Consider the following 10,224-nt stretch of genomic DNA (forward strand, 5'->3'; position numbering starts at 1 on the left):
CACTTATTCTGAGATTAATTGAACGAGATCTTCAACGTCAATGGCACCAAAGTACTTCTTCATGTTGTGCTCTTCTAGAGCTTTGCGAACATCATTTGCTTCGTGCTTTCTTCCTGTTAGAGCGTTTTCGACATCAGTTACATCACCTGTCCCGAAGAAATCACCAAAGATTGTCGCTTCTGTAATGGTTCCTTTCCGAACTTTTAAACGGAAGTCAACGAGACCTGCAGTGAATTTCTTAGAACGTTTAATGTCGTATGTCGGGGATTTGCCGTAATTCCAGTCCCAGTTTTTGTAACGTTCATTTGAGATTTCATGAATTTGTTTCCAGTCATCTTCGGTTAATGTATATCGTTCAAAGTTCTCATCACCATCGAAGATGTGTAATAAGATCTTTTGCTTAAAGTCTTCCATAGAAAGAGGGTGATCAAGAAAATCATTAATGTTCGCTACGCGACTCCGAATGGATTTGATGCCTTTCGAGCGAATTTTTTCATCACTTACATTGAGTGCAGACACGACGTTTTCAATTTCGGAATCAAGCATAAGCGTACCGTGACTAAACATGCGTCCTTTCGTTGAAAACTGTGCATTACCAGAGATTTTTTTGCCATCTGCGTGTAAGTCGTTACGTCCGCTAAGTTCAGCCGGAATACCGAGTTGGTTTAACGCTTCCACAACAGGCTCAGTAAATTTTTTGAAGTTGCTAAAGCTGTTGCCGTCATCTTTTGTAATAAAACTAAAGTTAAGGTTTCCGAGATCGTGGTAAACGGCTCCGCCCCCAGAAAGTCTGCGTACGACATGCAACTGATTGTCTTTTACGTAATCGCGATTGATTTCTTCAATTGTATTCTGGTTCTTGCCAATAATAATCGAAGGTTCATTAATATAAAATAATAAATAGGTTTCGTCTTGATTTAATTTCGTTAAGATGTATTCCTCAATTGCTAAGTTCAGTGATGGATCAGTAATGTTCTGATTATCTACAAAGATCATTGTATTTGCCTCCTTACGTACTTCTTCTATTGTATAAAAGCTTGTTCATCATTGCACGTTTTCTGATTCTTTTATGCTATACTTGTACAAACAAGGAGTGATGATATGGGTACGCTAAGTCAAATTTGGCGTGACAATGCCGATGAGCTCGTAAATGCATTGCGGTTCATAAGAAAGAATTTATAATCGCTGTCTTAATTCTGATAATTGCGTCAATCGCTGGTGCGTTAACGAGCCATTTTATTGATTCTGGACGTAATGGAATCATTCGCTTCTATATTGGTGGGATTTTTACTTCGTTTGTTTTGTTTAGTTTATATTTTGTAATCGATCAAGCGATTCGTGGTCGAAAGGTAATTGAATAAATAAGTAGCAATGCAAGAATGGTAATCAATGTAGGATTAAAATCGACAAAAAAGGGGAACGAGATGCACAAGAAAGGATGATAATGAATGGCAGTAACAAAAGATGAAGTGCGTCAACTTGTCGATCGTTTAACTGAAGAGAACTTAGATGAAGTGTATAACTACTTGAAAGATCTTTTAGATAATGAAGAGGTAGAGCTAACTGATTCTGAAATTGAAGGCATACATGACCAAGATGCTTATTATGCGAATGAAGAAGAAGCTTCTGAAGTACAGAAGGTGAAAGATCTCTCTTCTAGAGGGCAATTGTAGAGAAATGTAACGGCTTATGCCCATTTGGGCATAAGTTTTTTAATGTCAAAGTAAATGAGACAATCTCTCACAATCTCTTATGATCGTGTGAAAGTTTGTGAAAGGGCTTTTTTTTGTTTAAGAAGTATCAGAAACGGTAAAACATTAACTAGGCAAGCAAGAACAATCAGCAAGAACCATAAAAAAGTACATTTGGTTTTATAATTTTAAGGAGGAAATATATCATGAATAAGAAATTATTGTACGGAGCACTTTCAGGAGTATTTGCAGTAGGGATGTTAGCAGCTTGTGGAGACGATACGGAAGATCCAGCAGGTGAGCCAGGCGATGACATGAACGGTGGCGACGAAATGGCGCCAGAAGATGATGGCATGGAAGATGACGGCATGGACGATGGCATGGAAGACGATGGTCTAGAAGATGACCTCGAAGACGATGGCATGGAAGATGACGGTATGGATGATGGCATGGAAGACGATGGCATGGATGATATGGAAGATGACGACGACGATATGTAATCGTTAGAACGAAGCTCTGTAGATTTTCTACGGAGCTTCTTTTCTTTAATATAAGAAAAAGAGCATGATATGATACGGGGAGTAGGGGGCGTATTATGGCCAAAAAGAAATACTACGTCGTTTGGAAAGGCAGAAAGCCTGGTATTTATACGACGTGGGCAGAGTGTGAATCAGAGGTTAAGGGATTTAAAGGCGCCCGTTTTAAATCATATCCAACGTATGAGGAAGCTAAACGAGCGTTTCAATCTGGGAAAAGTGAGGTTGCATCAACACAAAAAAAGCAACCTACTCGTACAACGAACCAGAACAAAACGTCGATTTATTATGAAACAACGAGTATTTCTGTCGATGCAGGAACACATGGAAACCCTGGACCTGTTGAGTACCAAGGGGTTTGGACGGAAGATGGACAAGTATTATTCAAAACAAAACCATATCCTTTAGGGACAAATAATATGGCAGAATTTCTAGCAATTGTCCACGCGCTTCGATTTCAAAAAGAGAAAAACCTAAACGTTCCAATCTATAGTGATTCACAAACAGCGATCGGTTGGGTGAGCAAGAAGAAAGCGAAGGCAACACTTGTCGTTAATGAAAAAAGTAAGCCGATTTGGAACGATGTTTCAAAAGCAGAAGAATGGCTACATGAACATGGTATCCCTAACCAAGTTTTGAAATGGGAAACGAAAAATTGGGGAGAAATAAAGGCTGACTATGGACGGAAGTAACATAAAGTTTCGTTAATGGGAAAAAATATAGAACACGCATGAGGAGGTTATTTCGTCATGGAAAAAGCGACATTTGCTGGTGGTTGTTTTTGGTGTATGGTTGGCCCGTTTCAAGCACAAGATGGCGTCACCAAGGTGAGATCTGGTTACACAGGTGGTCATACAGAAGATCCAACGTATCGTGAAGTGTGTAGTGATACGACCGGTCACGTTGAGGCAATTCAAATTGACTTTGATCCAGGTGTTGTAAGTTATGATCGGCTTCTAGAAATCTTTTGGATGAATATTGACCCAACAGATGCTGATGGCCAGTTTAACGATCGTGGAGATTCGTACAAAACGGCAATTTTTTATCATAGTGATGAGCAAAAAGATTCAGCAGAAAAATCACGTACCCAGCTTGAAAAAAGCGGTCCTTTTGAAGGTAAGGTTATTACTCCAATTGTTCCAGCGAAGGTTTTTTATGATGCAGAAGAAGAACATCAAGATTATCATTTAAAAAACCCATTTCACTATCAACTGTATAAAAGAGGCTCAGGTCGAGCAGGATTTATTAAGAAACACTGGGGGAATGAATCATGAGTGAAAAAAAAGATTTAAAAGAGCGGTTAACTGACATCCAATACAATGTTACGCAACATGATGCAACAGAGCCTCCTTTTCAAAATGAGTATTGGAATCATTTTGAAGAAGGATTATATGTGGATATCGTCTCTGGTGAGCCGTTGTTTACGTCTAAGGAAAAGTTTGAATCAAGCTGTGGCTGGCCGAGTTTTACGAAGCCAGTTGAAGAAAAAGTGATTAATGAGAAATTGGATACAACTCACGGCATGCGTCGTACAGAAGTTCGAAGTAAAGAAGCAGATTCACATTTAGGCCATGTATTTCCTGATGGACCAGGACCAGAGGGTTTGCGTTATTGCATTAACTCAGCAGCCATTCGCTTTGTTCCTTACGACCGATTAGAAGAAGAAGGTTACGGAGCGTTTAAAGCGCGCATGGATTCAAAGTAATGGAACGTCTAGAACAGAAGCGTCTTCATTTTTTACAAGATCAACAAAGCTATCTTAATCATTATCATTTATCAAAAGTTGCAGAATATGAACAAACTGTTGTACGTGTGGAACAGGTAGACGTAATTGTTCATTGGTTTACACCAGAGTCATACGACGACACGCTCGTTTTTATACACGGGTATATGGACCACAGCGGCGCGCAAGCGCCGTTTTTTACAAAAGCAGTAGAACATGGTCTACGTGTCATTGCAATCGATTTACCAGGTCACGGATTATCGTCAGGTGACCGCTACGCTGTACATTCTTTTGATATTTATGATCAAATGTTGGGGTTACTGTTAGAGCAAATACAAACGGAGAATCGCAAGAGACCGTTCCTACTCGGTCATAGTACCGGTGGAGGTATTATTGCTCACTATATATTAAAAAGAAACAATCCGTATGTTTTGCATCCGATCCTCGTTTCCCCGCTAGTCAGAACGATGAGTTCACTAGTCATGAAAGTCGGGCAACCGCTCGTTCAATTGACGTCAGAAGAAGTACCCCGGAAATTTCGGCATAATACAGGTGATGGTCACTTTGCGATGATGCAACAAAAAGATCCGTTGCAAAGCGATCGAATACCGATCGCTTGGGTCAAAGAAATGCTAAGTTGGGAAAAGAAATTTCTATTCAATCAACCGAGTCAAAAGGCAGTTTCTATTATTCAGGGCACAGCTGATAAAACGGTCGATTGGAAACATAATTTATCGGTTTATAAACAGAAGTTTCCAAACTCAAACCCAATTTTAATTGAAAATGGTGAACACCAGTTACTAAACGAGGTAACACCTATTAGAGAAATGACGTACAGTCAGATCTTTCATATTGTGCGGCAGTTTCAACAATAAAAAAAGAAGCACTCTTATAAAAGTGTGCTTCTGATCAAAGCTTACGATAAAGCTTTCTTATTATTTGACTTTTTTAAACGTCTGAGTTGGCGATCTTCAACGCGCTTTTCAATCGCGTTAAGTAGGTCAGCGTCTCTCTCAAGATCTTGTTTATTTTGGTCGACTAGTTCATTAAAAGAAGTTCTAAATGGTCGTCGCATGTTTCCCGTCCTTTTGAATAGATTCATTGAATAGGTAATTTGTAAAGTTACCTGTAAGATCATTTTACCCTATTTGCAAAAAATTAAACATTGATAAATTGTTACAATTTAGCGAAGCGTACAAGAATGGACAACATTTGTGAAGAATCGTGAAATATAGAGCGGTTTCGATGTATAATATGGAAAAGCAAAACAATAATTTGAACGATGGAGGGATCAACTTGTCAAAAGAAGGAAAAAAATGGACAGCGTGGGTAGTCATCGGTGGAATTGCAGCTTTTGTTGCGTATATAATTTCGAATAAGAAAACACGTGAGAAAACGATCGGTTACGTTCGAGAAGGTGCTCAGTTTATCGATGAGACCGGAAAGTTTGTAAAAGAGAACCAAGAAGAGATTCGATCATTAATTAAAGATACGAGCACGAAAGTAAATACACTGGTTACCGTTGCAAGCTCAGAGATTGAACAAATTGCCAAGCACACATCACACTTAAAAACGACAGCAACGGACCTCATTGATACTGCAAAGTCAGCGGCAGAAGAAATTAAACATCAAAAGAACATCGAAGATGATCAATCTACTCCCGACAATTTAACGTACTTGGACCCAAGATAAAAAGATGTTTATTCCATACTACGAGCGGTAATAAGTACAGTACGTTATTGCTGTAGGAGGAATAGAATATGTCACTTATAGAAGAATTAGATCAACTACAACAGGTACAAGACAAAGAAGGAACATTAACAATTTACTTGAACACCGATTTTCAAGATCAGAAGCATCATCGAGGCGAATGGAAGATTCGATTGAAGAATGGCCGAAAGCGACTGATAGAATACGCAGAGAAGAGCGAAGACGCTGATTCAGTGAAGAAATTAAAGAAGCGACTTGAAGAAGTCGAGTCATACATCAATGACCAACAAGCGAATATGCAAAGAGGTTTAGTGATTGTAACGACGGCTAATGGGGATGTGTTCTCTGCCCATCTACTGCAAGTACCAGTTGAAACATCGTTTCATTGGGAAGAAGAAGCTGAGCTTGAACAATTGAACGAGCTTCTGAAATCTTATCCACAAACAGGCATTATCGTCACTCAGAAAACCGATGTTACGTTTATTGATACAGCGCTCGGTGAAGTTCGTGATTCGTTTACGTTTAGTTGGGATTTCGAAAACGATGATTGGGTTCAACACGATGCGGGACATGCAAGTTCACCGAACGGTGCCGATACGGCAAATGACGAATTCGACCGCCGTTTTGAAGAGAACATGCAACGTTGGTATAAAAAGCTTGCTCCAGTCATTATTCAAGAAATGAAGAAACGCGAATTAAATGGTGCATTCTTCGTTGGCAGTAAGCCGATGATTGGGGAACTTACTCAACATTTCTCATCAAACCATATTCAAGGTAGAGTTGAGAAGAATCTTGGTTCAAAGTCAGTGAAAGACATCGTGTACACGGTATTTAAAGAAGCATAGACTTACTCAAATGAATTTGTGAATGTGACCGAGACAATTGTATTATAGAAGAAAAGTGGCCAATCATATTCATGATTAATAATTAGAATCTGCTTAGGTTTTACTTGATGTTTCTTAACACTAAGCATTAACCTAAAAAATGGAGAACCGTTTAATACGGTTCTCCATTTTTTAGCCAAGTGATCATTCACATGGAAATTCATAAATTGCAATGCCATAAGGACTTGTACCTACAGGCAGGCTAGCCTTGTCGTAGGTTGATACGTAGCTACGACTTATTTCGACGGGGTTAACGGCATCAATGGTTAGAGAAAACTATTAATGACCGTAATCAAGCCAGGAAGCGGATTGTAATATGTATCGATGGCTATCTGTTGAATAAGGACCATCTATTTAAAGTAGTGTGAGAGGATTGAGTTGGGGAGTTTTAAAAAAGAAGCAGCTTCCAAAGTCCTCACGTTCAACTTTGGAAGCTGCTTTACTACTAAGCGTTACTACTTTTTAATTCTTTTAACTCTCTAAGAATAGGCATCTCATCTAAGTCTCTTCGCTGACGATCGACCAATCTATGCCGGTAGACTTATGGCTTTCCTGAACTTCGATGATCCGTTCATTTGTTATGACATAGTCCATTGAGACATCGTAGTGTGCGCTAGGAAGAGAAGATTCAATGAGCTGTAACTCATGAATGGTCGTTACGACAGGGATCGCTCGGTTACCGATTTCACGGATAATACCGTACTCCCGATCTGCAAAACCCGCGCCTTTCCCGATGCGATGACCGCCAAAGTCGACAGCAACAGAACCCATGAGCATAAGATCAATTTCGGGTAGCTTATGGAGCGGAGTGACTTTCCCGTAATTATTCATATGTTTTAAGCTAGCAGCTTTTCGTTCCTCACCAGTCGGTACTGTACCAGGGAGGATGACGACAAATCCGTCTTTTAGCCTTGGTGTAGGAATGAGTAACGTTTTTTGATCTTTAATTACTTGTGCTCGAATCGGCAATTGAGGCGAGTCATGATTCACTTTTACGACATTTGCCTCTTTATATATGGATCGTTGAAACAGTTGCTCTGCTGCAGCTTCTGCTCCTTTGAAATTTGGGATCCTTCCTTCGAGTGGAAATGGAAAGCGACCTGCTTTTTGTTCAGTAAGGTCGGTCCAGATTTTTTCACGTATCGCTTGTTTTTCGTTCAAATTAGGTCTCTCCTTCATGCTTATGAACATTGATTCGTAACGCATTTAACTGTGCGCCAAGTAAAATCATTAATCCAGTTAGGAAAAACCATACCATAAGACCGATAATCGTGCCTAGACTACCGTATATAATCGAGTAGTCATTGTACTGGTTATAAAAGGAAAACCCTAGTGAAGCAATCTGCCAACCAATCGTTGCGAACAGGGCTCCTGGCCATGTGTCTCGCCAACTAATTCGCTTACTCGGTACAATCGTGTACAAAATAATGAGCACAATCCCAATAACAAGTACGCTAATGGACCAACGGACCACGGACCAAAACGGTGCTAGCCAGCTTTCAACACCTAATGTGCTAAAGATGAATTCCCCAATCGGTTCTCCAAAGATAGGAAAGAGAAGAGAAACGAGTAGTGCAGTAAGAAATGAAACAACAAGAATTGAGCCGACTCCAACCATTCGCTTTAATGACGGGTGGGGGAGCTGATAAGCTTTGTTTACAGCACGAATGACCGCAAAAGAGCCGAGAAACGTTAGCCAAACTGTCGCGATCGAGCTAATACTTAATACGTTCACACGTTGATCAGTAAAGATGTCGTTTAATGTGGATTGAATAAACGAGTAGATCTGATCTGGAATATACGGTGAGATAAGTTCAAGGAGTTCAGCGGTTCCAACTGGAAAGAAACTAATAATATTTAAAATAACAATGAGCAAAGGAAAGAAAGCTAACAAAAAGTAATAAGCCATTTGAGCAGCAACATCAAATAACCTCTGCTCCCACGTCGTTTTGACCATTGCTACGATCAGTTTGAGCATTCAATTTCTCCTCACACGATAATTTCTTGGTAGTTTGAACAATTTTGTAAGATCTCAATCATTGCCAGTCTTTTCTTAGGTAAAACACAATCGGTATGCTGATGGCAAGGCAAATTGCTACGATGATATATACTTCTTGAATTGCAACGAGTCCAGATTGAAGTTCATCAGAAGTTGTTACAAGATGTGAGTTGCGTCGACTTTCATAAAGGATCGATAGCAACACAACGCTAATGACCTTCATCATTTGGCGCGCTACATTGTTAAACACAGAGCCTGCAGATACGTGTTCAGCTGGTAAGGCGTTTAAACCAGCTGTAGTGACCGGAGTATTAATAAAACCGTTCGCAATTCCGTGAATCACGAGCAACGTAATGAGTAAAGCAACACTTGTCGTATTAATTGAAAAGGCGAGAATAAACGTCACAACTGTGATCGTAATAACACCAATCATAATGACAGGATAAGGACCTTTGCGGTCTAGAAGGCGACCTCCAATTGTCATAGAGATCCCCATGCTAACGCTTGTGGAAACAGTAACAATCCAGCGTATAATGCTGATTGTCCATACACTTCTTGAATAAGAATGGGAATGAGAAGTAAGACAGAGAACATAGCCGTAACACTGTTAATAAGGATGAGTAAACTTGCAGAGAAGACAGTGTTTTTAAGTATTGAAATGTCTAGTAATGGTTCAGAAGTCCGTAATTCGTGGACGACAAAAAGTCCGAGTAATACTATTCCACTAAAAATGAGTAGATAAACATACACTCCCGCGTTCGTTTGAAGTGCATCGATTCCAATTAACGTTCCTAATATCCCGCCAGTTACGAATAAAAAGCCTAACCAGTCGAATTGACGTCGTTCTTTTTGTGCGTCCTCTTGTAAAAACTTAATGGCGAGTAGTAAAGAAATAAAGGCAGTAGGAATGTTCATAAGAAACAGCATGTGCCAAGAAAAGAATTCAAGTAATAAGCCGCCAATTGTAGGTCCGATCGTTGGGGCGATCATAACTGCAACACCCCAGACCCCCATTGCAAAACCCCGTTCTCCTTTCGGGAATTTCTGAAAGATCATGATCATTGCAATTGGCATGATCAACCCGCCGCCGATTCCTTGAACGAGCCTAAAGGCAATCATGCTTGCAAAATCCCAAGAAAAAGCCCCTGCTAAAGAAGAAAATAAGAAAATAATCGTCCCTGTAAGAAAGATTGCTTTACTACCAAACCGTTTTGCCAAGTAGGTTGAAACAGGCATAATCAAAGCCATACCTAAAGCAAACGCTGTAATAATCCATTGCCCAGCAACGGCTGTAAGTGCATAAAAACCCATAAAATAAGGCAATGCAACATTCATCAAACTATTGTTTAAGACGACAGTAAAGCCAGCAAATAACGTTGCAGACAAGACGCCCCACTTAGATTTTTGTGGATCACTCATCAATTCCATCCCCTAAATATTCGAGTAACGAAGTATTTAATAAAATAAAAAATATTCTCTTTATTATAGCAGAGAATTTGTTATTGGACTATTCGTCAGCCGTACTCATTTGATCATAAAGAGCACCTAGCTTTGCGTTAGTCTAGGTGCTCGTGTATAAATGTTGCATTGTGACTATATTTGGTGTGCCTTAAATTTACTCTTCTCTCGCTAGACGGACCGACAAGCTGTTGAGCGACAGCGAGCGTTTGTCTGGCGACAG

Annotated in this window: 14 protein-coding genes; 8 read left to right on the forward strand and 6 right to left on the reverse strand. The window is 39.8% G+C overall.

Annotated elements, in window-relative coordinates:
• Nucleotides 1-3: 3 nt before the first annotated feature.
• Nucleotides 4-996 carry a lipoate--protein ligase gene (locus JCM19038_RS18405; RefSeq protein WP_042420727.1) on the reverse strand — a complete coding sequence of 331 codons (993 nt, stop codon included), beginning with the start codon at nucleotides 994-996 and terminating at the stop codon, nucleotides 4-6.
• 452 nt (nucleotides 997-1,448) lie between these two features.
• On the opposite strand from JCM19038_RS18405, the gene JCM19038_RS18410 reads away from it, so the two are divergent.
• From JCM19038_RS18410 to JCM19038_RS18435, 6 genes are all read left to right on the forward strand, one after another.
• The gene (locus JCM19038_RS18410) at nucleotides 1,449-1,673 is read left to right on the forward strand and encodes a hypothetical protein (protein ID WP_042420729.1); all 225 of its coding nucleotides are present in this window, start codon (nucleotides 1,449-1,451) and stop codon (nucleotides 1,671-1,673) included.
• A gap of 224 nt (nucleotides 1,674-1,897) precedes the next feature.
• On the forward strand, nucleotides 1,898-2,191 hold the full coding sequence (locus JCM19038_RS18415) for a hypothetical protein (RefSeq protein ID WP_042420731.1): 294 nt from the start codon (nucleotides 1,898-1,900) through the stop codon (nucleotides 2,189-2,191).
• 95 nt (nucleotides 2,192-2,286) lie between these two features.
• A complete protein-coding gene (locus JCM19038_RS18420; protein ID WP_042420732.1) occupies nucleotides 2,287-2,919 on the forward strand; it encodes a viroplasmin family protein in 633 nt (210 codons plus the stop codon).
• 57 nt (nucleotides 2,920-2,976) lie between these two features.
• Complete coding sequence (gene msrA, locus JCM19038_RS25195; protein WP_042420733.1) at nucleotides 2,977-3,501, forward strand: peptide-methionine (S)-S-oxide reductase MsrA; 525 nt, start codon at nucleotides 2,977-2,979, stop codon at nucleotides 3,499-3,501.
• Nucleotides 3,498-3,932, forward strand: coding sequence for a peptide-methionine (R)-S-oxide reductase MsrB (gene msrB / locus JCM19038_RS25200; protein WP_042420734.1), 435 nt, complete (start codon nucleotides 3,498-3,500; stop codon nucleotides 3,930-3,932). Before msrA ends, msrB begins: the two co-directional genes overlap by 4 nt.
• Entirely contained in the window at nucleotides 3,932-4,825 is an 894-nt protein-coding gene (locus JCM19038_RS18435; RefSeq protein ID WP_042420735.1) for an alpha/beta hydrolase, read from the forward strand. The genes msrB and JCM19038_RS18435 overlap by 1 nt, the downstream gene beginning before the upstream one ends.
• Before the next feature lie 41 nt (nucleotides 4,826-4,866).
• Here the strand turns inward: JCM19038_RS18435 and JCM19038_RS22485 are convergent, their stop codons facing one another.
• The gene (locus JCM19038_RS22485; protein WP_152549511.1) at nucleotides 4,867-5,025 is read right to left on the reverse strand and encodes an FbpB family small basic protein; all 159 of its coding nucleotides are present in this window, start codon (nucleotides 5,023-5,025) and stop codon (nucleotides 4,867-4,869) included.
• A 221-nt stretch (nucleotides 5,026-5,246) separates the two neighbouring features.
• Here JCM19038_RS22485 and JCM19038_RS18440 point away from each other — a divergent pair, with 221 nt between their 5' ends.
• A complete protein-coding gene (locus tag JCM19038_RS18440) occupies nucleotides 5,247-5,642 on the forward strand; it encodes a hypothetical protein (protein ID WP_152549512.1) in 396 nt (131 codons plus the stop codon).
• A 68-nt stretch (nucleotides 5,643-5,710) separates the two neighbouring features.
• The gene (locus tag JCM19038_RS18445) at nucleotides 5,711-6,505 is read left to right on the forward strand and encodes a VLRF1 family aeRF1-type release factor (RefSeq protein ID WP_042420737.1); all 795 of its coding nucleotides are present in this window, start codon (nucleotides 5,711-5,713) and stop codon (nucleotides 6,503-6,505) included.
• 537 nt (nucleotides 6,506-7,042) lie between these two features.
• On the opposite strand, the gene JCM19038_RS18455 is transcribed toward JCM19038_RS18445, so the two are convergent.
• The 4 genes from JCM19038_RS18455 to JCM19038_RS18465 are packed head-to-tail and all read right to left on the reverse strand — an operon-like array spanning nucleotide 7,043 to nucleotide 9,962.
• Nucleotides 7,043-7,705, reverse strand: coding sequence for a 5-formyltetrahydrofolate cyclo-ligase (locus JCM19038_RS18455; RefSeq protein WP_238554492.1), 663 nt, complete (start codon nucleotides 7,703-7,705; stop codon nucleotides 7,043-7,045).
• 1 nt (nucleotide 7,706) lies between these two features.
• Complete coding sequence (locus JCM19038_RS18460) at nucleotides 7,707-8,522, reverse strand: YihY/virulence factor BrkB family protein (protein ID WP_042420739.1); 816 nt, start codon at nucleotides 8,520-8,522, stop codon at nucleotides 7,707-7,709.
• 58 nt (nucleotides 8,523-8,580) lie between these two features.
• Entirely contained in the window at nucleotides 8,581-9,039 is a 459-nt protein-coding gene (locus JCM19038_RS21375; protein ID WP_081831898.1) for an MFS transporter, read from the reverse strand.
• Complete coding sequence (locus JCM19038_RS18465; protein WP_052361975.1) at nucleotides 9,024-9,962, reverse strand: MFS transporter; 939 nt, start codon at nucleotides 9,960-9,962, stop codon at nucleotides 9,024-9,026. The genes JCM19038_RS21375 and JCM19038_RS18465 overlap by 16 nt, the downstream gene beginning before the upstream one ends.
• Nucleotides 9,963-10,224 lie beyond the last annotated feature (262 nt).

This window comes from Geomicrobium sp. JCM 19038, assembly GCF_000698125.1.
Lineage (GTDB): Bacteria > Bacillota > Bacilli > Bacillales > Marinococcaceae > Geomicrobium_A.

Bases quoted from the DNA above. Each gene is read 5' to 3' on its own strand.
- JCM19038_RS18405 (WP_042420727.1), bottom strand. From the start codon at position 996: ATGATCTTTGTAGATAATCAGAACATTACTGATCCATCACTGAACTTA.
- JCM19038_RS18410 (WP_042420729.1), top strand. From the start codon at position 1,449: ATGGCAGTAACAAAAGATGAAGTGCGTCAACTTGTCGATCGTTTAACT.
- JCM19038_RS18415 (WP_042420731.1), top strand. From the start codon at position 1,898: ATGAATAAGAAATTATTGTACGGAGCACTTTCAGGAGTATTTGCAGTA.
- JCM19038_RS18420 (WP_042420732.1), top strand. From the start codon at position 2,287: ATGGCCAAAAAGAAATACTACGTCGTTTGGAAAGGCAGAAAGCCTGGT.
- msrA (WP_042420733.1), top strand. From the start codon at position 2,977: ATGGAAAAAGCGACATTTGCTGGTGGTTGTTTTTGGTGTATGGTTGGC.
- msrB (WP_042420734.1), top strand. From the start codon at position 3,498: ATGAGTGAAAAAAAAGATTTAAAAGAGCGGTTAACTGACATCCAATAC.
- JCM19038_RS18435 (WP_042420735.1), top strand. From the start codon at position 3,932: ATGGAACGTCTAGAACAGAAGCGTCTTCATTTTTTACAAGATCAACAA.
- JCM19038_RS22485 (WP_152549511.1), bottom strand. From the start codon at position 5,025: ATGCGACGACCATTTAGAACTTCTTTTAATGAACTAGTCGACCAAAAT.
- JCM19038_RS18445 (WP_042420737.1), top strand. From the start codon at position 5,711: ATGTCACTTATAGAAGAATTAGATCAACTACAACAGGTACAAGACAAA.
- JCM19038_RS18460 (WP_042420739.1), bottom strand. From the start codon at position 8,522: ATGCTCAAACTGATCGTAGCAATGGTCAAAACGACGTGGGAGCAGAGG.
- JCM19038_RS21375 (WP_081831898.1), bottom strand. From the start codon at position 9,039: ATGGGGATCTCTATGACAATTGGAGGTCGCCTTCTAGACCGCAAAGGT.
- JCM19038_RS18465 (WP_052361975.1), bottom strand. From the start codon at position 9,962: ATGAGTGATCCACAAAAATCTAAGTGGGGCGTCTTGTCTGCAACGTTA.